The sequence below is a fragment of the Acidovorax sp. Leaf78 genome (assembly GCF_001422735.1).
In the GTDB taxonomy this organism is placed as follows: Bacteria; Pseudomonadota; Gammaproteobacteria; order Burkholderiales; family Burkholderiaceae_C; genus Acidovorax.
In genome coordinates, this window is the sequence record NZ_LMLZ01000001.1 from 437,156 (window position 1) to 457,390 (window position 20,235).

Sequence of the window (20,235 nt, forward strand, 5' to 3'; positions counted from 1 at the left end):
AATGGTAGCTGCTGGGGCGCATCGGCAAAGCGGTAGCGCCTGTTTTTGGCAGGATTTGAGTGAGTTAGTGCTTGCCGATGCCGAACCCGCGGGCCCGGCGGACCGGTCAGGCCAACAGCAGCAGAGCCAGGCCGATGGCTGCAGGCACCGACTGGATGAACAAAATCTTGCGGCTGGCGGTGGCTGCGCCGTACAGCCCGGCGACCAGCACGCACAGCAGGAAGAACACCTTCACGCCCAGCCCGGCGGCGTCGCCCAGGTACAGGCCCCAGAACAGCCCCGCCGCCAGAAAGCCGTTGTACAGGCCCTGGTTGGCCGCCAGCACCTTGGTGGCTGCGGCCTGTTCGCGCGACTGCCCGAACGCCTTGCGGCCAGCGGGTTTGTCCCACAGGAACATCTCGAGCACGAGGATGTAGACGTGCAGGACGCCGATCAGACCGACGACGATATTGGCGGCAAGGGACATGGTGGACAGGCTCCGAATAGGGGTGTGGACCGAGGCCCAGATACTAGACGCTGCTGCCGCGCAGTGTCTGTCACCTTGGGTCGTTGAACTCCGGGGGCCCCTGGCACAGCCGCTTGCCAGGTGCTGTTGTGGCGGCCGGCCGGTCAGGCTGAAGCCGACGTGCCGCGCATGCCCGCTCTGACGAATGGGCAGGGTGGGATGTGTTGGAATCGGAGCATGACCGTCGCGACCTCTTCGTCCCCCATGCACCAGCCCCTGGCCGAACGCCTGCGCCCACGCACCCTGGGCGATGTCATTGGCCAGCAGCACGTGCTGGGCCCGGGCATGCCGCTGCGCCTGGCGTTCGAGTCCGGCCGGCCGCACAGCTGCATTCTGTGGGGCCCGCCGGGTGTGGGCAAGACCACGATTGCGCGGCTGATGGCCGATGCCTTCGATGCGCAGTTCATCAGCATCAGCGCCGTGCTGGGCGGGGTCAAGGACATCCGCGAGGCGGTGGAGCGGGCCGAGGTGGCGCGCGACGGGCTGATGCAGCAGCGCACCATCGTATTCGTCGATGAGGTGCACCGCTTCAACAAGAGCCAGCAGGATGCCTTTTTGCCGCACGTCGAGTCCGGCCTGTTCACTTTCATCGGCGCCACCACCGAGAACCCGTCGTTCGAGGTCAACTCCGCGCTGCTGTCGCGCGCCGCCGTGTATGTGCTGCAGCCCCTGTCCGAAGACGATTTGAAGCAAATCGTGGACCTGGCGCAGGCAGAGCAAGCGCTACCAGCTATCGAAAACGTAGCAATCGACCGCCTGGTGGCCTACGCCGATGGCGACGCGCGCCGGCTGCTCAATACGCTGGAGACGCTGGCCATGGCCGCCACGCAAGAGAAGCTGGCCGAGATCACCGACGCCTGGCTGCTCAAGGTGCTGGGCGAGCGCATGCGCCGCTACGACAAGGGCGGCGAGCAGTTCTACGACACCATCAGCGCGCTGCACAAATCTGTACGCGGCTCCGACCCCGACGCGGCGCTGTACTGGCTGGTGCGCATGCTCGATGGCGGCGCCGACCCGCGCTACATGGCCCGCCGGTTGGTGCGCATGGCCAGCGAGGACATCGGCCTGGCCGACCCGCGTGCGCTGCGCCTGGCGCTCGATGCCACCGAGGTCTACGAACGCCTGGGCACGCCCGAGGGCGAGCTGGCGCTGGCCGAGTGCGTGGTGTACCTGGCCGTGGCGCCCAAGTCCAACGCGGTCTACAAGGCCTACAACGCCGCCCGCGCCTGGGTGAAGAAGGATGGCACCCGCCCGGTGCCCATGCACCTGCGCAATGCACCGACCAAGCTCATGAAAGAGCTCGACTACGGCAAGGGCTACCGCTACGCGCACGATGAGGAGGGCGGCTTTGCCGCGGGCGAAAACTACCTGCCCGAAGGCATGCCCGAGCCCGGTTTCTACCAGCCGGTGGAGCGGGGGCTGGAAATCAAGATTGCACAGAAACTGCGTGCGCTGCGCGACCGCAATGCATCGGCCGATACCTCGGGCGGGATGGACGACGACGCCTGATGCAGTGCAGCACGGCACTTTATGCCGGGTTATGCTGATTTTGCATCGTGCCGGTAATAAGTTTGCACATCAATATTCCTGCTTGCATCATCCAGGCTTATGAATCGCGTTCCGCGCTGATGGGGCCCAAACCCGAGGGAAAACCCCGCCCGGCTTGGTGGGGGCCGCTTGTGACTACTCGCTACAATCCCGTCCACAAACCCGCACAGCTGCATTTCTGGCGGGTTTTTTGCTAGATGGCAGTCGGGCCCACAAGGCTGTACCGATTCCGGTGCCAAAGCGGTGGGTACGTCACAAACGAAGGACTTCTCTTATGGACATTTTGCTGCAACAGATCATCAACGGTCTGGTTCTCGGCAGCATGTACGCCTTGATAGCCTTGGGCTACACGATGGTGTACGGCATTATTCAACTGATCAATTTCGCCCACGGCGAAGTGCTGATGATCGGTGCACTGACCAGCTGGAGCTGTATAGGAATGATGCAGGGCGCGATGCCCGGCGCCCCTGGCTGGGTCATCCTGCTCCTGGCCACCATCATTGCTTGCGTGGTGGCTGCCGCCCTGAACTTCACGATCGAAAAAGTCGCCTACCGGCCGCTGCGCAGCAGCCCGCGCCTAGCCCCCCTGATCACTGCCATCGGCATGTCCATCCTGCTGCAGACGCTGGCGATGATCATCTGGAAGCCCAACTACAAGCCCTATCCCACGCTGCTGCCCAGCACGCCGTTCCAGATCGGTGGCGCGTTCATCACGCCCACGCAGATCCTGATCCTGGGCGTGACGGCCGTGGCCCTGGCCTCGCTGGTCTACCTGGTCAACCACACCAACCTGGGCCGCGCGATGCGCGCCACCGCAGAAAACCCGCGCGTGGCTTCGCTGATGGGCGTCAAGCCCGACATGGTGATCTCGGCCACCTTCATCATCGGCGCCATTTTGGCGGCCATCGCCGGCATCATGTATGCGTCCAACTACGGCACGGCGCAGCACACGATGGGCTTCCTGCCAGGGCTCAAGGCCTTCACGGCAGCTGTGTTCGGCGGCATCGGCAATCTGGCCGGCGCGGTGGTGGGCGGCATCTTGCTGGGCCTCATCGAAGCCATCGGCTCGGGCTACATCGGCACCCTCACGGGCGGCCTGCTGGGCAGCCACTACACCGACATCTTTGCGTTCATCGTGCTCATCATCATCCTGACGCTGCGCCCTTCGGGCCTGCTGGGTGAGCGTGTGGCGGACCGAGCCTGAGGAGCACCACACCATGAAGAACACCAAAGCCAACTGGATCATCGGCGCGATCGCGCTGCTGGTGCTGCCGCTGATCCTCCAATTCTTCGGCAACGCCTGGGTGCGCATCGCCGACCTGGCCCTGCTGTACGTGATGCTGGCCCTGGGCCTGAACATCGTGGTCGGCTACGCCGGCCTGCTCGACCTGGGCTACGTGGCGTTCTACGCCGTGGGTGCCTATCTGTTCGCACTGATGGCGTCGCCGCACCTGGCCGACACCTTCGCGGCGTTCGCTGCCATGTTCCCCAACGGGCTGCACACCTCGCTGTGGCTGGTGATACCGGCGGCGGCGATATTGGCGGCGTTTTTCGGGGCCTTATTGGGGGCGCCAACGCTCAAGCTGCGCGGGGACTACCTGGCCATCGTGACCCTGGGCTTCGGTGAAATCGTCCGCATCTTCCTGAACAACCTGGACCACCCCGTCAACCTGACCAACGGCCCCAAGGGCCTGGGCCAGATCGACTCGGTCAAGATCTTCGGGCTGGACCTGGGCAAGCGGCTGGAGCTGTTCGGCTTCGACATCAATTCCGTCACGCTGTACTACTACCTGTTCCTGATTCTGGTGGTGATCTCGGTGATCATCTGCTATCGCCTGCAGGACTCGCGCGTCGGCCGTGCCTGGATGGCCATCCGCGAAGATGAAATTGCTGCCAAGGCCATGGGCATCAACACCCGCAACATGAAGCTCTTGGCGTTTGCCATGGGTGCATCGTTCGGTGGCGTGTCGGGTGCGATGTTCGGCGCCTTCCAGGGCTTCGTCTCGCCAGAATCGTTCAGCCTGATGGAGTCGGTCATGATCGTCGCCATGGTGGTTCTGGGCGGTATCGGCCACATCCCCGGCGTGATCCTGGGTGCCGTGCTGCTGTCGGCCCTGCCAGAAGTGCTGCGCTACGTCGCCGGCCCGCTGCAGGCCATGACCGACGGCCGCCTGGACTCGGCCATCCTGCGCCAGCTGCTGATCGCGCTGGCCATGATCATCATCATGCTGCTGCGCCCCCGCGGCCTGTGGCCTTCGCCTGAGCACGGCAAGAGCCTGACGCAGAAGACCTGAAGCCGAACACCACCGAAAGTTAGCAATGACAGAGAAATCCAATGAAGTGGTGCTGAAGGTCGCCGGTATTTCCAAGCGCTTCGGCGGCCTGCAGGCCTTGTCGGACGTGGGCATCACCATCAAGCGTGGCCAGGTGTACGGCCTGATCGGCCCGAACGGCGCTGGCAAGACCACGTTCTTCAACGTGATCACGGGGCTATACACGCCCGACGCAGGTACCTTCGAGCTGGCAGGCAAGCCCTATGAGCCCACCGCCGTGCACGAAGTGGCCAAGGCGGGTATCGCCCGCACCTTCCAGAACATCCGCCTGTTCGCTGAAATGACGGCGCTCGAGAACGTGATGGTGGGCCGCCACATCCGCACCAAGTCCGGCCTGATCGGTGCGGTGTTCCGTACCAAGGGCTTCAAGGACGAAGAGGCCGCCATCAAGAAGCGCGCGCAGGAGCTGCTCGACTATGTGGGCATCGGCAAGTTCGCCGACTACAAGGCGCGCACCCTGAGCTACGGCGACCAGCGCCGCCTGGAGATCGCCCGCGCCCTGGCCACCGACCCGCAGCTCATCGCGCTGGACGAGCCCGCCGCTGGTATGAACGCCACCGAGAAGGTGCAGCTGCGCGAGCTGATCGACCGCATTCGCAACGACAACCGCACCATCTTGCTCATCGAACACGATGTGAAGCTGGTGATGGGCTTGTGCGACCGTGTGACGGTGCTCGACTACGGCAAGCAGATTGCCGAAGGCAACCCTGCCGAAGTGCAGAAGAACGAAAAAGTGATCGAGGCCTATCTGGGCACCGGCGGGCACTGAAGGACAGGACACAACAAATGGCCGAAAAATCCAACAAAGTTTTATTGCAGGTCAAGGGCCTGAAGGTGGCCTACGGCGGTATCCAGGCCGTCAAGGGCGTGGACTTCGAAGTGCGTGAGGGCGAACTGGTGTCGCTCATCGGCTCCAACGGCGCCGGCAAGACCACCACCATGAAGGCCATCACCGGCACCCTGGGCATGAACGATGGCGACATCGAGTACCTGGGCAACAGCATCAAGGGCAAGGGTGCCTGGGACCTGGTCAAGGAGGGCTTGGTGATGGTGCCGGAAGGCCGTGGCGTGTTCGCACGCATGACCATCACCGAGAACTTGCAGATGGGTGCCTACATCCGCAGGGACAAGGCGGGCATCCTCGCCGACATCGAGAAGATGTTCACCATCTTCCCGCGCCTGCGCGAGCGCAAGGACCAGTTGGCCGGCACCATGTCGGGCGGCGAACAGCAGATGCTGGCCATGGGCCGCGCGCTGATGAGTCAGCCCAAGGTGCTACTGCTGGACGAGCCCTCCATGGGGTTGTCGCCCATCATGGTGGACAAGATCTTCGAAGTGGTGCGTGACGTGTACGCGCTGGGCGTGACCATCGTGCTGGTGGAGCAGAACGCCAGCCGGGCGCTGGCGATTGCCGACCGCGGCTATGTCATGGAATCGGGCCTGATCACCATGACCGGCCCGGGCCAGGCCCTGTTGAACGACCCCAAGGTGCGTGCCGCCTACCTGGGCGAGTAATAGGCGGTCCAGCCTGGTACGGTACTCCAGGAGCGTACGCGCAGGCGGCGCGCCCTCGGGGCTGCAGAAACCAACAAAAAGCGCAGCTCTCGGGCTGCGCTTTTTGTTTTGCAGGGCGGTGCCGGTGTACAGGCGCCCGTACCGGGGCCGGTACTTGTGGCTATGCCTGTGGCGGCGGGTCCCTCAGAACTACGGGCGTCAGAAGCGATACTGCACGCCCACGGTGGTCAGGTTCACCGAGTCGTCGCCATCCGAGAACTTGAACTTGTGGCGCTCCCACTCCACCACGGCCGCCCACTGCGGCGTGAAAGCCCAGCGCGCGCCCAGGCCGTACGACAGGCCGAACCCGTCTTCCTTGCCCAGCGCAACGCCGGTGGCTGCCAGGCCCGAGGTGCGCGTGCGACCATAGGTCGTACCGATTTTGCCGAACACGTCGAACTGCTCGCCCAGCGGAGCGCGGCCGACCAGGCTCAGGTTAAAGCCATGGGCCTTGGTGTCGCCGCCCAGGCGGTGCGCGGTGCCGGCGTTCAGGTACCCCAACTCCACACCGGCGTTGCGGTGAAAGAAGCCGCCAGCGTAGATCTTGTAGGCATTGCCCGAATCATCCTGGCTCAGACCAAAGCCTGCGGGGCCGTTGCTCAGGCTGTAGTTCGATCGGCCTCCGTTGATGCCGATGTAGCCGTCCTGGGTATAGGGCAGCACCGAGCCGCGGCCGGAACCCCAGCCAGATGCACTGGATGTGGAGGTTGATGACGACGGCGAGCTGGTCTGTGCCTGCGCGCTCAGCATGGTGCAGGCGGCAAGGGCCAGCGCCAGCGGAACCTGGCGAGAAAAGAAAGTGCGCATGAGGGGTGTCCTTGCTGAAAATCGTGGGTGATGAACGCCCGCTGCACCGCAGTGGCCGTCCGCTTGGGGGCGAAAGTTCAATCTACTGCGCTGTCGGCCTCAGGTTGTGGGAACGTGTGGCGCACCGTTGTAGGAGCATGCCGACCGTCCGTACAACGCTGAGAACATCGCAATCCAGGTGCTATGAATTCAATAGCTGCCGGCGTTGATGGGTGGCGCGATAGAGCTCTTTCTGGCTTGAATATCTGACGGTGCCAGCGGGGTTTCGTCCTCGGCCCCTCGGGCGCCGACTTGGTCTCGCCAGGGTGCAGGCAGGTGCGGCTGACGCGCGCCTGCAACGCAGGGGTTGAAAGAGGGCGGGCGGTTAAACTCCCGGAGTCATCAAAAAGCCATGCCACTGTCATGACTTTGTCTCTTTCAAAAAACCGATCCCCCTGCAGGAGTTCCCATGCTGTTTGCCAAGCTGTTGCCACGCGAAGGCAATTTTTTCGAGATGTTCAACCAGCATGCGGACCGGATCGTCGAGGCGGCCCGGGCGTTTTCGCAGCTGGTGGCCAACTACAACGACCCGCACCTGCGCGACAAGTACAACCAGGACGTGGACAACGCCGAGCGCGCCGCCGACCGGGTGACACACGAGGTGAACAAGTCCATCCACAAGACTTTCATCACCCCCATCGACCGTGAGCAGATCCACACGCTCATCAACACGATGGACGACGTGGCCGACCTGATCCAGGACTCCGCCGAGACCATGGCGCTGTACGACGTGCGCCACATGACGGAAGAGATCACGCGCCTGACCGACCTGAGCCTCAAGTGCTGCGAGCGTGTGCGCGACGCCGTCAAGCTGCTGGAAAAGATCGCCGACCCTGCCGTGGCCGAAGCCGCGCTCAAGACCTGCGAAGAGATCGACAAGCTCGAATCCGACGCCGACCGCGTGATGCGCAGCGCCATGAGCAAGCTGTTCCGTGAGGAGCCCGATGTGCGCGAGGTGATCAAGCTCAAGGCCATCTACGAGCTCTTGGAGACCATCACCGACAAGTGCGAAGACGTGGCCAACTGCATCGAGGGCATCGTCCTCGAGAACTCCTGACCCCGCAGGCTGACCAGCATGGAAACCGTACAGACGGCCCTCTGGGTTGTGGTTCTGCTCGTGGCGCTGGCGATCCTGTTCGACTTCATGAACGGGTTCCACGACGCTGCCAATTCGATCGCCACCGTGGTCTCCACGGGCGTGCTCAAGCCCGCGCAGGCGGTGCTGTTCGCGGCGTTCTTCAACTTCGTCGCGATCTTCATCTTCCACCTGAGCGTGGCGGCCACCGTGGGCAAGGGCATCGTCCAGCCCGGCGTGGTCGACACGCACGTGGTGTTCGGCGCGCTGGTGGGCGCCATCACCTGGAACGTGATCACCTGGTACTACGGCATCCCCAGCAGCTCCTCGCATGCACTGATCGGCGGCATCGTGGGCGCGGTGATCGCCAAGGCAGGGGCTGGCGCGCTCATTTCGGCGGGCATCCTGAAGACCGTGGCGTTTATCTTCGTGTCGCCGCTGCTGGGCTTCGCGCTGGGCTCGCTCATGATGGTGGCCGTGGCCTGGATCTTCCGGCGCGCGCGGCCCAGCAAGGTGGACAAGTGGTTCCGCCGGCTGCAGCTGGTGTCTGCCGGCGCATACAGCCTGGGCCACGGCGGCAACGATGCGCAAAAGACCATCGGCATCATCTGGCTGCTGCTGATCGCCACCGGGTACTCATCGGCCAGCGATGCCGCGCCACCCACCTGGACCATCATCAGCTGCTACGTGGCCATCGGCCTGGGCACCATGTTCGGTGGCTGGCGCATCGTCAAGACCATGGGTCAGAAGATCACCAAGCTCAAGCCCGTGGGCGGCTTCTGCGCCGAGACGGGCGGGGCGATCACGCTGTTTGTGGCGACCACGCTGGGCATTCCGGTGTCTACCACGCACACCATCACGGGTGCGATCGTGGGCGTGGGCTCCACGCAGCGCGCCAGCGCCGTGCGCTGGGGCGTGGCGGGCAACATCATCTGGGCCTGGGTGCTCACCATTCCGGCCAGTGCCTTCGTGGCGGCCGTGGCGTACTGGATCAGCCTGCAGATCTTCTGATCGGTTTGAGGTGCTGCGCTACTGAATCAGTAGCAAAAAACAAGGCTGATTGAGCGCAAACGCCCCGCGGGATGCAAGTCCCGCGGGGCGTTTGGCTTGGTGCCTGCGCGCAATGCGCTCCGACTCCTGTGTCTGACGCTGCTCCAGTCACTGAGATATCTTGCGGGCTTCCTCGATCTGGTATTCGAAGTACCGCTGAAAGCTGAACGCCAGGCTGGCCATCAGCACGGCCGTGCCCACCATCAGCGCAACCACGATGGCGCCGATGGTGATCCACTGTGTCTGGCCCGCTGGCGCATCGTGTGCGGCAGCAGGGTTGTAGCGTGCGTTCCAGGCCTCGGGCGTCTTCAGCGCAAACAGGATGGCTTGCAGCGCGCAGCCCGCAATGGTGAAGCCCAGCAGCGGGATCAGCATCCAGCTCGTGTGGTCGTCCTGTCCCATCTGCTGCACGCGCTGGATGCCGTAGATGCCCAGGGCCGTGGGGATGGGCAGCAGCCAGCCGATGAGGTCCCCCAGGCCGTGCAGGTAAAAGCGGTGCAGGCCCAGCGGCCCGCCGAGGAAGGCGAACCATGCTGCCAGGGTCTTGTTTTTCATGCGGGCCATTGTCATTCCGGCGAGGTACTGTCGCCCGCACCCAGGGATTTTTCCATGAGCACGATGTCGCGCCAGGCGCCGAACTTCCACCCCACCGAACGCATGACGCCTACGTCGGTAAAGCCCAGCGCGCGGTGCACGCCGATAGAGCCTGCGTTGGCCGAATCGCCGATCACGGCCAGCAGCTTGCGCACGCCGGCAGCTTCTGCCTGGGTGGCCAATTCACCGAGCAGCGTGCGGCCCAGGCCCATGCCGCGGGCGTCTTCGGCGATGTAGATCGAGTCTTCTGCCGAGAACCGGTAGGCAGGGCGGGGCTTGAACCAGTTGGCGTAGGCAAAGCCCAACACCTGTCCGTCTTTTTCAGCCACCAGCCAGGGCAGCCCCTTGGCCAGCACGTCGGCGCGGCGGCCTGCCATGTCGGCTTCGGAGGGAGGGTCGATCTCGAAAGTGCCGGTTCCGTGGAGTACGTGGTGTCGGTAAATGGCGGTGATCGCAGGCAGGTCGCTGTCAGCGCTGGGACGAATGGTGGGCATTTGGGAAGAAGTGGATATAATCGCGGGCTTTGCAGCGTGTCGCTGGCCGGGTGGCCATGTCGCGTGTCTCAAGCGTTGCGAATATGGTTGCGAACACAGTGGCTTGCGGCAAATGCCGGAAGTTCACCACCCGAAGGATAAATCATGGTCGTCATTCGACTCTCCCGCGGCGGCTCCAAAGGCCGTCCTTTCTTCAATATCGTCGTTGCTGACAAGCGCGTGCGCCGTGACGGCCGCTTCATCGAGCGCATCGGGTTCTACAACCCCACTGCCAAGGAAACCGAAGAAGGCCTGCGCATCGTGCAAGACCGTCTGACGTACTGGCAAGGTGTGGGCGCCCAGTCCTCGCCTACCGTGGACCGCCTGATCAAGCAAGCCGCCAAGAAGGCTGCTTAAAGCTCCCTGAAAAGGGCGGGTTCCGTCGGCATGCCGAACGGAACCCGCCCTTTTCCTATTCTGGAATCAATCACCGCCATGGCTGCCAACCTCACCCTCGAACCCACAGAGCTTCCCACCGACGCCGTCGAGGTGGGACGCATCACCGATGCCTGGGGCGTGAAGGGCTGGTTCAAGGTGCTGTCGCACAGCAGCAGCCCCGAGGCGCTGTTCTCTGCCAAGCGCTGGTACTTGCAGCCGTCCGAACGCGGAGCCAAGGCATTTGCCGGCACCGTGCTGCTGTCCATCCGCCAGGCCAAGGACCATTCCGACACGGTGGTGGCCTGGGCCGAAGGCATCGATGACCGCGACGCAGCCGAAGCGCTGCGCGGTGCGCGCATTTTTGTGCCGCGCTCGAGCTTTCCGTCCACCACGACGGACGAGTATTACTGGGTCGATTTGATCGGCCTGGCCGTGGTCAACCGCGAGGGCGTGGTGCTGGGCGAAGTGCGCGAACTCATGGCCACAGGGCCGCAGACCGTGCTGGTGCTGGCCTACGAGCAGGACGGCAAGGCCCAAGAGCGCATGATTCCGTTTGTCTCGGCCTATGTCGACAAGGTGGATCTGCCCGAAAAGCGCATCACCGTCGACTGGCAGCCTGACTATTAAGAAGTCCGGCGCCGCTTCGTTCGCTCACCGTCGCATTGCAGCGCCCCGCACCCATGCGCTTTGACGTTATCACCCTGTTTCCCGAGCTGTTCGCGCCGCTCCTGGCCAGCGGCGTGACGCGCCGCGCGTACACCGGCGGACTGGTGGATGTGCGCTTGTGGAACCCGCGCGACCATGCCGAGGGCAACTACCGCAGGGTGGACGACCGCCCGTTCGGCGGTGGCCCGGGCATGGTCATGCTGGCCGAGCCGCTGGCGCGGTGCCTGGCCGCCATCCGTGCGGACCGGGGCGAGGCTGCGGACACGCAGGCGCCGGTGGTGTTGTTTTCGCCTATCGGCGAGCCACTGAACCACGGTGCTGTGGAGCGCTGGTCTGCCAGCGCTGGGGCTGTTCTGCTGTGTGGGCGGTATGAGGGCATCGACCAGCGCTTCATCGACACGCACGTCGATGTGCAGATGAGCCTGGGCGACTTTGTGCTCTCTGGCGGCGAGATCGCTGCCATGGCGCTGCTCGATGCCGTGGCGCGCCTGCAGCCGGGCGTGCTCAACGACGAGGGCAGCCACCAGCTCGACAGCTTCAACCCGGCGCTTGATGGCCTGCTCGACTGCCCGCACTACACGCGCCCCGAAGAGTGGGCGGGACAGCCGGTGCCGCCCGCATTGATGTCCGGCCACCACGCGCAGATCGAGCGCTGGCGGCGCGACCAGCGCCTGTCCATCACCGCCCGCCACCGGCCCGATCTCATCGACGCCGCCCGAAAAGCAGGGCGCTTGGCGCCCGCCGACGAGGCGGTATTGGCCAAGCTGGCTTGACTTGCTATAATCAAAGGCTTTTCGATCCTCTGGCCGGCCGTTTCGACAGGGACTCCCCTTTGAAACACTGAGACGTCAATCCCGACGCAGCCATTTTTGGCGCGGACAAGATCCCAAGGAAACTCACATGAACCTGATCCAGACACTGGAAGCGGAAGAAATCGCCCGCTTGAACAAGACCATCCCCGAATTCGCCCCTGGTGACACCATCATCGTGAGCGTGAATGTGGTGGAAGGTACCCGCAAGCGCGTGCAGGCTTACGAAGGCGTGGTGATTGCCAAGCGCAATCGCGGCCTGAACAGCGGTTTCACCGTGCGCAAGATCTCCAGCGGCGAAGGCGTGGAGCGTACGTTCCAGACCTACAGCCCGCTGATCGCCGGTATCGAAGTCAAGCGCCGCGGTGACGTGCGCCGTGCCAAGCTGTACTACCTGCGTGACCGCAGCGGCAAGTCGGCACGTATCAAGGAAAAGCTGCCACAGCGCGTCAACAAGGCTGCTGTTGCTGCAGCCGCCGCAGCAACTGCTGCTACCGCCGCCTGATCGGACCCATCGGGCAAGGCCCAGTCCTGACAAGCCGCTACAGCGTCTGCCTGTAGCGGCTTTTTGCTTTCAGGACCGCGCGCTCCCCATCCTTCCAGTCATTCATCGTGAACTCCTCGCCACCTCCTGCTGTCTCGTCGGTCATCGTGCCGCTGTCCAGCCTGCCCGATTTCGACCCGCGCCTGGTGCCGGTCGTGGGCGTGGACACGCACCTGCCCGCCGTGCCACTGAAGGACCAGACACCCGAGGCGCTGCGTGCACGCTTTGCGAGCCCGCCGCAGTGGGAGCCCGAGGTGGTGCTGGAGAAGAAGTTCATGAACCGGGAGCCCGCCCACGCCTCGGTGCTGCTGGCGATCATGCTGCGCGAGCAGCCCATGGTGCTCTTGACCGAGCGGACCGCCCACTTGTCCACGCATTCGGGGCAGGTGGCCTTTCCAGGCGGGCGTGCCGACCCTGGAGACGCCACACCGGCCGACACCGCGCTGCGCGAGGCGCAGGAAGAGGTGGGGCTGGCCCGCGAGTTCGTCGAAGTGCTGGGCGCGCTGCCCACGTACGTCACCGGCTCTTCGTTCATCATCACGCCCGTGGTGGCCCTGGTGCGGCCGGACTGCGTGCTCCAGCCCAACCCGTACGAGGTGGCTGATTTGTTCGAAGTGCCGCTGGCTTTTCTGCTCGACCCCGCCAACCACCGGCGCCACGTGTTCGACAGCGATGGCGTGCACCGGGAATGGTTTTCCATGCCCTTTGACGACGGCCGCAAGACCCACCACATCTGGGGCGCCACGGCGGGCATGCTGCGCAACTTCTACCGCTTCATGCGGGCAGAGTGAAGCCTCACCCCTGATTCGCTTGGCGATGTCGCCAGGAGGGGCCGCCTCGGTGCTGTGACGCAGTGCCTTGGGCTGTGTGTGGCGCTGCATTGGCTGAGGCTGCGTCCGTTTCGCAAGCTCGTGATCAGCCCGTTGCCGTGGCTTGGGGATTGCTCGCTGCCCGTCGCTTCACCTGTTCTCTGTGCGGTCAGCGCCGCTATCATTGCTCCCCATGAGTTTCTTCGCCATCCTGTTCGCTTTGCTGATCGAGCAGGCACGCCCGCTGGCACGCAGCAACCCCATCCATGCCGGCCTGCGTGCATGGGCGCTGTCCGTAAGCCGCAATTTCGACGCGGGCAAGCCGCACCACGGCTGGGTGGCCTGGAGCCTGGCAGTGCTGGTGCCGGCACTTATTACGCTGGCGATCCACTGGTTGCTGCTGTGGGGCCTGGGCTGGCCGTTTGCCGTACTGTGGAGCGTGGCGGTTTTGTACGTCACGCTCGGGTTTCGGCAGTTCAGCCACCATTTCACGGGCATACGCGATGCGCTCGAAGAGGGCAACGAAGACGCCGCCCGCGAGCGGCTGGCGCACTGGCAGCAGGTGGACGTCGGGGTGCTGCCGCGCAGCGAGATCGTGCGCCATGTGATCGAGTATTCGGTGCTGGCGGCGCACCGCCATGTGTTCGGCGTGCTGGCGTGGTTCTCCGTGCTGGCCGCGCTGGGCCTGGGGCCTACCGGCGCCGTGCTGTACCGCCTGGCCGAGTTCGTGTCGCGCTACTGGCACTACAAGCAGCGCACCGGCACCCAGCCGGCCAGTGCCTCGTTGCAGCAGGCATCGGCGCAGGCCTGGACGGTGGTCGACTGGCTGCCGGCCCGCATGACGGCGCTGAGCTTCGCTGTGGTGGGCAGCTTCGAAGAGGCCATCGAAGGCTGGCGTTTTCATGCGCAGCGCTTTCCCAATGACAACGATGGCGTGGTGCTGGCCGCCACCGCCGGCGCGATCAATGTGCGCCTGGGTGGCGAGGCGCTGAAGGCGCGCACTGACCTGCATGCCCCCCAGGGCCTGGAGATCGACGCCGACCTGGGCGACAGCGACTCCACACCCGGCCGCGAGCCCGAGGTGGGACATCTGCGCAGCGTGGTGGGCCTGGTGTGGCGGTCCGTGGTGGTGTGGATGCTGCTGCTGGCGCTGCTCACGCTGGCGCGCCTGCTGGGCTAGTAAGCCCCCCTGAGCCGCTTCGCGGCTTCCCCCGAGGGGGACGCACCTGGTGGCCTGGCGAAGCCAGTTCCACGGGTGCGCTGGTGTGGGGCGTGCCTGTGCGAAGGGCGGTGCGCGTCGATGCGTCTGTAGCTCTGTCTCTGGCGCCGTGCAGGCACCAATACCTGTTAGTACCGCGTCAATACCGCCTCAATACCGGGTGTGGCTCAACTCTTCGAACAGATCGCTATATATTTTGTAGCGGGTCGGGCTGATCCCGCCTGCGGTAGGGCCTGCTTTGACCGCTTCCAGCACGCCACAGCCCGGCTCGTGCAGGTGGGTGCAGTTGTAGAACTTGCAGTCCGTCGCGTGCTCGGCGATGTCCGGCATGCACGCGGCCAGTTGCATGGGGGCGATGTGGTGCAGGCCGAATTCCTGAAAGCCTGGCGAGTCAATCAGCGCGGTGGTGCGCTCCTTGTCCATCCAGTACCAGTGCGTGCTGGTGGTGGTGTGCTTGCCGGAGTTCAGAGCCTGCGAAATCTCGCCCGTCAGCACCGTGGCGCCCGGCACCAGCAAATTGATCAGCGTGCTCTTGCCCGAGCCCGAGGGGCCCAGCACCAGCGTGGTCTTGCCCTTCAGGTGCTCCATCAGCAGCGCGCGGTCCACGTCGCTCGACAGGGTCAGCGACAGCGGCAGCACGCCATAGTGCTTGCCCGCACCCATGTGGCGGTAGGGCACCAGACGCTCCCAGGCACGGGCGAAGGGCTCCACCAGGTCGCTCTTGTTCAGGGCGATGAGGGGCTTGATGCCTTCGGCCTCGGCGGCAATCAGCGCGCGCGCCAATTGGCTCTCTGAAAACACAGGCTCTGCCGCGATGAGGATGAGGACTTGGTCCAGGTTGGCGGCAAACGACTTGGTGCGGATCTCGTCCTGCCGGTAGAACAGGTTGCGCCGCGGCTGCACCTTCTCGATGGTGCCCTCGTCGCCCTGGCCGGGCGGCGGCGCTTGCCACAGCACACGGTCGCCCACCACGGACTGGCTTTTCTTGCCCCGGGGGTGGCAGATGCGCCGCTCGCCGTCGGGGGTCTCGACCATGCAGTGGCGCCCGTGGCTGGCGACCACCGTGCCTTCCATGAGGGCGCTGCGCTCAGCCATGGTGGTGTGGGTGACGGGTCATGCGGCGGCGGCTGTGGTCAGGCCACGAGTGCATCGAACTGGGTCGCGCACTCGAAGTCGGTGGACGAGATGCCGTGCACGTCGTGGGTGTTCAGGCGCACCACACAGCGGTTGTAGTGCACCGACAGGTCGGGGTGGTGGTCCTGCGCGTTGGCAACGAAGGCCAGTGCATTCACGAACGAGATGGTCTCGTAGTAATTGGCGAAGTGAAAGGTCTTCTCGATGGCCACGTCGGCGCCGTCGCCGGTCAGCTTCCAGCCCTCGACCTTGGCCAGGTTGGCGACCACTTCGGTCGCGGTCAGGGCGCGGCGGGTCTGGGTGGACCAGTCTTTTTTCTTGAGCATGGAGGTTGTTGTCATGGTTGGGCCGTAGGTTGCATCCGCGCCAGCCGTTCGGTGGCGGGCGGGTGCGAGTAGTAGAACTTCACGTACACCGGGTCGGGTGTGAGTGTGGAAGCATTGTCTTCGTACAGCTTGAGCAGGGCCGACGACAGGTCGGCGCCGCTGGCCTGGGACACGGCATAGGCGTCGGCCTGGAACTCGTGGCGGCGCGACTGCTGCGAGAACAACGGCGAGATGAAGAACGTGAACACCGGCACCACCAGAAGGAACAGCAGCAGGGCCAGGGCGTCGTTGGGCGCAGCCGCCATGGCGGGGTCCAGCGAGATGTTGGGCCGCACGCCCAGGCCCGTGTAGAACCACACCTGGGTGGACAGCCAGCCCAGCAGCGCGAACCCGGCCAGGCTCAGGGCGAACATCGTGACGATGCGCTGGACGATGTGGCGGTGCTTGAAGTGGCCCAGCTCATGGGCCAGCACGGCCTCTACCTCGCCCGGGGCCAGCTGGCGCAGAAGCGTATCGTAGAACACCACGCGCTTGGCGGCGCCAAAGCCGGTGAAGTACGCATTGGCATGCGCGCTGCGGCGGCTGCCATCCATCACGAACAGGCCCTTGGCCGAGAAGCCGCAGCGCTGCATCAGCGCCGTCACGCGGGCCTTGAGCGATTCGTCTTCCAGTGGTTGAAACTTGTTGAACAGCGGGGCGATGAAGGTGGGGTAGACCACCATGAGCAGCAGGTTGAACCCCATCCAGAAGCACCAGGCCCACAGCCACCACAGCGGGCCTGCTGCGCCCATCAGCCAGAGGATCATCGCTGCGATCGGCAGGCCGATGACGGCGCCCACCAGCAGGCCTTTGGCCGCGTCACCCAACCACAGGCGCCAGGTCATCTTGTTGAAGCCGAAGCGCTCTTCCACCACGAAGGTCTGGTACAGAGAGAGCGGCAGGTCGATCAGCCCGCCAATGGCGGCAAAAGCCACCAGCAACGCCAACTGCTGCCCCATGCCGCCGCCCAGCTGTGCCAGCAGCGCCTGGTTCAGCGCGTCCAGGCCTCCCAGCAACGTCCAGCCCAGCAGCACGGCGGCGCCGAGCGACATCTCCAGCAGCCCCAGGCGGGCCTTGGTCACCGTGTAGTCGGCGGCCTTCTGGTGTGCGGCCAGCGGTATGCGTTCTGCAAAAGGGGCGGGCACGGTGTCCCGGTGGCGCGCGACGTGCCGGATCTGCCGGGATGCCAGCCAGAGTTTGAGCGCAAGCCCCAATGACAGCGCGGCGGCAAACGCCAGGGTCAGCAGCAGGGAGGGGGAGAGGTCGTCGGAGATGGGCATGTGGGCCGAGAGTTTACCGGGGGACGCTCTGAAGGGCCGCATGCTGCACCTGTCGCCGTCGGGGGCATCGGCGACAATGCCCGCCATGTCCGAAGCCCAACCTACCCCGACACCCGTGCTTGCCAAGTCCGACCAGAACCTCGTCTGGCTCGATTGCGAAATGACTGGCCTGGAGCCTGACACCGACCGCCTGATCGAGATCGCCGTTGTCGTGACAGGCCCCCACTTGGAGCCTCGCATCGAAGGGCCCGTGTTCGCCATCCACCAGTCCGACGAACTGCTCAATGGAATGGACGCGTGGAACAAAGGCACCCATGGCCGCAGCGGCCTCATCGACAAGGTGAAGGCCTCCACAGTGACCGAAGAGGACGCCGAGCAGCAGATCCTCGCCTTCCTGGCGAAATACGTGCCCAAGGGCGTGGCCCCGATGTGCGGCAACAGCATCGGACAGGACCGCCGCTTTCTGGTGCGCTACATGCCCAAGCTGGAGCGGTTCTTTCACTACCGCAACGTGGATGTGAGCACGCTCAAGGAGCTGGCCAAGCGCTGGAAGCCCGAGGCCTACACCACCTTCAAGAAGGCCCAGAAGCACACCGCCCTGGCCGATGTGCACGAATCCATCGAGGAGCTGGCGCACTACCGCAAGCACTTGCTGGCTGTAGACGTCGTGGATGCCGCGGGTGTAAAGGCATCCTGACCGCTGCGCCCGCCTGGAGGTTGCGAGGCGGAGCACGGCGGCGCATTTCGCCATCTCCCTGCGCGTCTCAAAAAAAAGGGGTTGCGGGGAAACCCTTAATCATGCGATAATCGCTGGCTGCGCAGGAATCCCTCGCAGTTTGTGCATCTCCCCTCACACACCGGGCTTGCCAGCCGACTGTCTCAAGATAGTGCAGGACTGGCGAATAACGCCCACCCGCTCAGGCCTTCAGAGCCAGCGCAGGTTTCGTTTGATGGTTGATGTTTTTTAACCATTTGACGAAGCCAATCGTGGGCTGCGCCCGCGACCGTCTTCGTGAGAGAAAAATCATGACTGACACCTCCTTGGTGCAGGGCGAATTCGCGCCTGCAGATACTTCCTTTGCTGCCGACATTTCCGTGCAGTCCTCCCCCCTCGACGCCGTGGCAGACATTGTGTCCGCTGAAGCCGACGTGGCCGTGACGGCTGAGCCCAACGGCTTCGTCGAACTGGGCCTGGCCCCTGAACTCGTTCAGGCCGTGGCTGATCTGGGCTACACCCAGCCCACCAGCGTGCAGCTCAAGGCCATCCCCCTGGCCATGGGCGGCGGCAACGATGCCACCAAGTTCATCGACTTGATGGTCTCCAGCCAGACCGGCTCCGGCAAGACGGCCGCCTTCCTGCTGCCCGTGCTGCACACGCTGATCAACCAGCAAGCCGCTGCCGAAGCCGAAGAACGCGCCGCTTTCGAGCGTTCTGTGGCCGAAGCCGCTGAGCGCGGTGAACCCGCTCCCAAGCGTGCCAAGCGCAAGGACCCCACCAGCTCGCGCAACTTCAAGGCTGCCACCCCTGGCGCCCTGATCCTTTGCCCCACGCGTGAACTGGCGCAGCAAGTGGCGCACGACGCCATCGACCTGGTCAAGCATTGCCGCGGCCTGCGCGTTGCCAACGTGGTGGGCGGCATGCCTTACCAGTTGCAGATCGCCAAGCTGCAGAACGCCGACCTCGTGGTGGCCACCCCTGGCCGCCTGCTGGACCTGCAGCGCTCGATGCAGATCAAGCTGGACAAGGTGCAGTTCCTGGTGGTCGACGAAGCCGACCGCATGCTCGACCTGGGCTTCTCGGACGACCTGGCCGAACTGAACCAGCTGACCGCCCAGCGCAAGCAGACCATGATGTTCAGCGCCACGTTTGCGCCACGCATCCAGCAGCTCGCCATGCGCGTGATGCACGACGGTGGTTCGGGTGTGCAGAAGGTCACCATCGATTCGCCGCAGGAAAAGCACGCCAACATCAAGCAGATGCTGTACTGGGCCGACAACGCCCAGCACAAGCGCAAGCTGCTGGACCACTGGCTGCGTGACACCGGCATCAACCAGGCCATCGTGTTCGCCAGCACCCAGGTGGAGTGCGACGGCTTGGCCAACGACCTGCAGCAAGAAGGCTTCTCGGCCGTCGCGCTGCATGGCGCCCTGAGCCAGGGCCTGCGCAATCGCCGCTTGATGGCGCTGCGCGCCGGTCAGGTCCAGATTCTGGTGGCGACCGATGTGGCTGCACGCGGCATCGACGTGCCCACGATCACCCACGTGTTCAACTTCGGCCTGCCCATGAAGGCCGAAGACTACACCCACCGCATCGGCCGTACCGGCCGTGCGGGCCGCGATGGCCTGGCCATCACGTTTGCCGAGTTCCGCGACCGCCGCAAGATCTACGACATTGAGTCGTACAGCCGCCAGCAGTTCAAGGCCGAAGTGATCCCTGGCATGGAGCCTTCGCAGCGCCCGCCACAGGCTCCCCGCGCTGGTGGTGATTTCAGTGGCCGTGGCCGCCCCGGCGGTGGTTACGACCGCGACAGCCGTGACCGCAAGTTCGGCGGCCCGGCACGTGGCAACGGCAACGACCGTGGCGGCTTCGGTGGTGGTTTCGGCGGCGGCTTTGCCGGTCGTGATGCCCCGCGTGGTGGCGCTCCCCGCGGTGACAACAATGGCGGCGGTTTTGGCGGCCGTGATGACCGCGGTTTTGCCCCTCGCCGTGATGGCGAAGGCTTTGGCCGCAAGCCTGGCTTTGGCGACGCTGGCCGCGGTGGGTTCGCTCCCCGTGCCGATGCCGGTGCACCGCGTGGTGACTTCGCGCCCCGCAGCAAGCCTGGCTTTGCCAAGCCGGCTGGTGGCGGTGCCAAGCCTTTCGTGGCCCACGATGCGCGCAAGCGCCCTGCGCGCCCCGCTCGCTGATCGACAAGCTTTGCTCTGATCCGCTGCCCGATGAAGGCCGCGAGCAGGATGCACAAGGAAAAGGCTGGTACCGAAAGGTGCTGGCC

Annotated in this window: 22 protein-coding genes; 15 read left to right on the forward strand and 7 right to left on the reverse strand. The window is 64.7% G+C overall.

What is annotated here, in order from left to right:
- Positions 1-106: 106 nt before the first annotated feature.
- Positions 107-466 carry a DUF1304 domain-containing protein gene (locus ASF16_RS01945; RefSeq protein ID WP_056161880.1) on the reverse strand — a complete coding sequence of 120 codons (360 nt, stop codon included), beginning with the start codon at positions 464-466 and terminating at the stop codon, positions 107-109.
- Between the two features lie 216 nt (positions 467-682).
- Here ASF16_RS01945 and ASF16_RS01950 point away from each other — a divergent pair, with 216 nt between their 5' ends.
- From ASF16_RS01950 to ASF16_RS01970, 5 genes are all read left to right on the forward strand, one after another.
- A complete protein-coding gene (locus ASF16_RS01950; protein WP_156371839.1) occupies positions 683-2,014 on the forward strand; it encodes a replication-associated recombination protein A in 1,332 nt (443 codons plus the stop codon).
- A gap of 313 nt (positions 2,015-2,327) precedes the next feature.
- On the forward strand, positions 2,328-3,257 hold the full coding sequence (locus tag ASF16_RS01955; protein ID WP_056161884.1) for a branched-chain amino acid ABC transporter permease: 930 nt from the start codon (positions 2,328-2,330) through the stop codon (positions 3,255-3,257).
- A gap of 13 nt (positions 3,258-3,270) precedes the next feature.
- Complete coding sequence (locus tag ASF16_RS01960) at positions 3,271-4,347, forward strand: ABC transporter ATP-binding protein (protein WP_056162573.1); 1,077 nt, start codon at positions 3,271-3,273, stop codon at positions 4,345-4,347.
- Between the two features lie 25 nt (positions 4,348-4,372).
- A complete protein-coding gene (locus ASF16_RS01965; protein WP_056161885.1) occupies positions 4,373-5,155 on the forward strand; it encodes an ABC transporter ATP-binding protein in 783 nt (260 codons plus the stop codon).
- 17 nt (positions 5,156-5,172) lie between these two features.
- Positions 5,173-5,901, forward strand: coding sequence for an ABC transporter ATP-binding protein (locus tag ASF16_RS01970; RefSeq protein WP_056161888.1), 729 nt, complete (start codon positions 5,173-5,175; stop codon positions 5,899-5,901).
- A 198-nt stretch (positions 5,902-6,099) separates the two neighbouring features.
- Here ASF16_RS01970 and ASF16_RS01975 read toward each other — a convergent pair whose 3' ends face one another.
- On the reverse strand, positions 6,100-6,747 hold the full coding sequence (locus tag ASF16_RS01975; protein ID WP_056161891.1) for a porin family protein: 648 nt from the start codon (positions 6,745-6,747) through the stop codon (positions 6,100-6,102).
- A gap of 448 nt (positions 6,748-7,195) precedes the next feature.
- On the opposite strand from ASF16_RS01975, the gene ASF16_RS01980 reads away from it, so the two are divergent.
- Together ASF16_RS01980 and ASF16_RS01985 are read left to right on the forward strand one after the other, a co-directional pair.
- On the forward strand, positions 7,196-7,843 hold the full coding sequence (locus tag ASF16_RS01980) for a DUF47 domain-containing protein (RefSeq protein WP_056161892.1): 648 nt from the start codon (positions 7,196-7,198) through the stop codon (positions 7,841-7,843).
- 18 nt (positions 7,844-7,861) lie between these two features.
- Positions 7,862-8,872 carry an inorganic phosphate transporter gene (locus ASF16_RS01985; protein ID WP_056161894.1) on the forward strand — a complete coding sequence of 337 codons (1,011 nt, stop codon included), beginning with the start codon at positions 7,862-7,864 and terminating at the stop codon, positions 8,870-8,872.
- Between the two features lie 147 nt (positions 8,873-9,019).
- Here the strand turns inward: ASF16_RS01985 and ASF16_RS01990 are convergent, their stop codons facing one another.
- On the reverse strand, positions 9,020-9,466 hold the full coding sequence (locus ASF16_RS01990; RefSeq protein ID WP_056162576.1) for a TM2 domain-containing protein: 447 nt from the start codon (positions 9,464-9,466) through the stop codon (positions 9,020-9,022).
- Positions 9,467-9,477: 11 nt separating this feature from the next.
- Positions 9,478-9,999, reverse strand: a complete 522-nt coding sequence (locus ASF16_RS01995) for a GNAT family N-acetyltransferase (protein WP_056161896.1) — start codon at positions 9,997-9,999, stop codon at positions 9,478-9,480.
- Positions 10,000-10,143: 144 nt separating this feature from the next.
- On the opposite strand from ASF16_RS01995, the gene rpsP reads away from it, so the two are divergent.
- The 6 genes from rpsP to ASF16_RS02025 all read left to right on the forward strand — a co-directional run bounded on the left by rpsP (position 10,144) and on the right by ASF16_RS02025 (position 14,424).
- Entirely contained in the window at positions 10,144-10,395 is a 252-nt protein-coding gene (rpsP, locus tag ASF16_RS02000) for a 30S ribosomal protein S16 (protein WP_056161899.1), read from the forward strand.
- Between the two features lie 78 nt (positions 10,396-10,473).
- Positions 10,474-11,043: a ribosome maturation factor RimM gene (gene rimM, locus ASF16_RS02005; RefSeq protein ID WP_056161901.1), complete on the forward strand. Its 570-nt coding sequence runs from the start codon at positions 10,474-10,476 to the stop codon at positions 11,041-11,043.
- A 53-nt stretch (positions 11,044-11,096) separates the two neighbouring features.
- A complete protein-coding gene (trmD, locus tag ASF16_RS02010) occupies positions 11,097-11,855 on the forward strand; it encodes a tRNA (guanosine(37)-N1)-methyltransferase TrmD (protein WP_056161903.1) in 759 nt (252 codons plus the stop codon).
- 127 nt (positions 11,856-11,982) lie between these two features.
- On the forward strand, positions 11,983-12,396 hold the full coding sequence (gene rplS, locus ASF16_RS02015) for a 50S ribosomal protein L19 (protein WP_056161905.1): 414 nt from the start codon (positions 11,983-11,985) through the stop codon (positions 12,394-12,396).
- 107 nt (positions 12,397-12,503) lie between these two features.
- A complete protein-coding gene (locus ASF16_RS02020) occupies positions 12,504-13,226 on the forward strand; it encodes a CoA pyrophosphatase (protein WP_235507223.1) in 723 nt (240 codons plus the stop codon).
- A 211-nt stretch (positions 13,227-13,437) separates the two neighbouring features.
- Positions 13,438-14,424: a CobD/CbiB family protein gene (locus tag ASF16_RS02025; RefSeq protein WP_056161907.1), complete on the forward strand. Its 987-nt coding sequence runs from the start codon at positions 13,438-13,440 to the stop codon at positions 14,422-14,424.
- A gap of 189 nt (positions 14,425-14,613) precedes the next feature.
- On the opposite strand, the gene rsgA is transcribed toward ASF16_RS02025, so the two are convergent.
- From rsgA to ASF16_RS02040, 3 genes are read right to left on the reverse strand one after another with little or no spacing between them, the layout of a single operon-like run.
- The gene (gene rsgA, locus ASF16_RS02030; protein ID WP_056161912.1) at positions 14,614-15,558 is read right to left on the reverse strand and encodes a ribosome small subunit-dependent GTPase A; all 945 of its coding nucleotides are present in this window, start codon (positions 15,556-15,558) and stop codon (positions 14,614-14,616) included.
- A 38-nt stretch (positions 15,559-15,596) separates the two neighbouring features.
- Positions 15,597-15,938 (reverse strand): 4a-hydroxytetrahydrobiopterin dehydratase, encoded by a 342-nt coding sequence (locus ASF16_RS02035; RefSeq protein WP_056161914.1) that lies wholly within the window; start codon positions 15,936-15,938, stop codon positions 15,597-15,599.
- Complete coding sequence (locus ASF16_RS02040) at positions 15,935-17,242, reverse strand: M48 family metallopeptidase (RefSeq protein ID WP_056161916.1); 1,308 nt, start codon at positions 17,240-17,242, stop codon at positions 15,935-15,937. Before ASF16_RS02040 ends, ASF16_RS02035 begins: the two co-directional genes overlap by 4 nt.
- An 85-nt stretch (positions 17,243-17,327) precedes the next feature.
- On the opposite strand from ASF16_RS02040, the gene orn reads away from it, so the two are divergent.
- Together orn and ASF16_RS02050 are read left to right on the forward strand one after the other, a co-directional pair.
- Positions 17,328-17,939, forward strand: coding sequence for an oligoribonuclease (orn, locus tag ASF16_RS02045; RefSeq protein ID WP_056162581.1), 612 nt, complete (start codon positions 17,328-17,330; stop codon positions 17,937-17,939).
- 329 nt (positions 17,940-18,268) lie between these two features.
- Positions 18,269-20,149, forward strand: a complete 1,881-nt coding sequence (locus ASF16_RS02050) for a DEAD/DEAH box helicase (RefSeq protein WP_056161918.1) — start codon at positions 18,269-18,271, stop codon at positions 20,147-20,149.
- Positions 20,150-20,235 lie beyond the last annotated feature (86 nt).

What these genes read in the sequence shown, in the direction of transcription:
- ASF16_RS01945 (WP_056161880.1), bottom strand. Translation starts at nt 466, where the DNA reads ATGTCCCTTGCCGCCAATATCGTCGTCGGTCTGATCGGCGTCCTGCAC.
- orn (WP_056162581.1), top strand. Translation starts at nt 17,328, where the DNA reads ATGTCCGAAGCCCAACCTACCCCGACACCCGTGCTTGCCAAGTCCGAC.
- rpsP (WP_056161899.1), top strand. Translation starts at nt 10,144, where the DNA reads ATGGTCGTCATTCGACTCTCCCGCGGCGGCTCCAAAGGCCGTCCTTTC.
- ASF16_RS01995 (WP_056161896.1), bottom strand. Translation starts at nt 9,999, where the DNA reads ATGCCCACCATTCGTCCCAGCGCTGACAGCGACCTGCCTGCGATCACC.
- ASF16_RS02050 (WP_056161918.1), top strand. Translation starts at nt 18,269, where the DNA reads ATGACTGACACCTCCTTGGTGCAGGGCGAATTCGCGCCTGCAGATACT.
- rimM (WP_056161901.1), top strand. Translation starts at nt 10,474, where the DNA reads ATGGCTGCCAACCTCACCCTCGAACCCACAGAGCTTCCCACCGACGCC.
- ASF16_RS01975 (WP_056161891.1), bottom strand. Translation starts at nt 6,747, where the DNA reads ATGCGCACTTTCTTTTCTCGCCAGGTTCCGCTGGCGCTGGCCCTTGCC.
- ASF16_RS02035 (WP_056161914.1), bottom strand. Translation starts at nt 15,938, where the DNA reads ATGACAACAACCTCCATGCTCAAGAAAAAAGACTGGTCCACCCAGACC.
- ASF16_RS01980 (WP_056161892.1), top strand. Translation starts at nt 7,196, where the DNA reads ATGCTGTTTGCCAAGCTGTTGCCACGCGAAGGCAATTTTTTCGAGATG.
- ASF16_RS01970 (WP_056161888.1), top strand. Translation starts at nt 5,173, where the DNA reads ATGGCCGAAAAATCCAACAAAGTTTTATTGCAGGTCAAGGGCCTGAAG.
- ASF16_RS01955 (WP_056161884.1), top strand. Translation starts at nt 2,328, where the DNA reads ATGGACATTTTGCTGCAACAGATCATCAACGGTCTGGTTCTCGGCAGC.
- ASF16_RS02025 (WP_056161907.1), top strand. Translation starts at nt 13,438, where the DNA reads ATGAGTTTCTTCGCCATCCTGTTCGCTTTGCTGATCGAGCAGGCACGC.
- ASF16_RS01965 (WP_056161885.1), top strand. Translation starts at nt 4,373, where the DNA reads ATGACAGAGAAATCCAATGAAGTGGTGCTGAAGGTCGCCGGTATTTCC.
- rplS (WP_056161905.1), top strand. Translation starts at nt 11,983, where the DNA reads ATGAACCTGATCCAGACACTGGAAGCGGAAGAAATCGCCCGCTTGAAC.
- ASF16_RS01990 (WP_056162576.1), bottom strand. Translation starts at nt 9,466, where the DNA reads ATGAAAAACAAGACCCTGGCAGCATGGTTCGCCTTCCTCGGCGGGCCG.
- ASF16_RS01950 (WP_156371839.1), top strand. Translation starts at nt 683, where the DNA reads ATGACCGTCGCGACCTCTTCGTCCCCCATGCACCAGCCCCTGGCCGAA.
- ASF16_RS01960 (WP_056162573.1), top strand. Translation starts at nt 3,271, where the DNA reads ATGAAGAACACCAAAGCCAACTGGATCATCGGCGCGATCGCGCTGCTG.
- ASF16_RS01985 (WP_056161894.1), top strand. Translation starts at nt 7,862, where the DNA reads ATGGAAACCGTACAGACGGCCCTCTGGGTTGTGGTTCTGCTCGTGGCG.
- rsgA (WP_056161912.1), bottom strand. Translation starts at nt 15,558, where the DNA reads ATGGCTGAGCGCAGCGCCCTCATGGAAGGCACGGTGGTCGCCAGCCAC.
- ASF16_RS02040 (WP_056161916.1), bottom strand. Translation starts at nt 17,242, where the DNA reads ATGCCCATCTCCGACGACCTCTCCCCCTCCCTGCTGCTGACCCTGGCG.
- trmD (WP_056161903.1), top strand. Translation starts at nt 11,097, where the DNA reads ATGCGCTTTGACGTTATCACCCTGTTTCCCGAGCTGTTCGCGCCGCTC.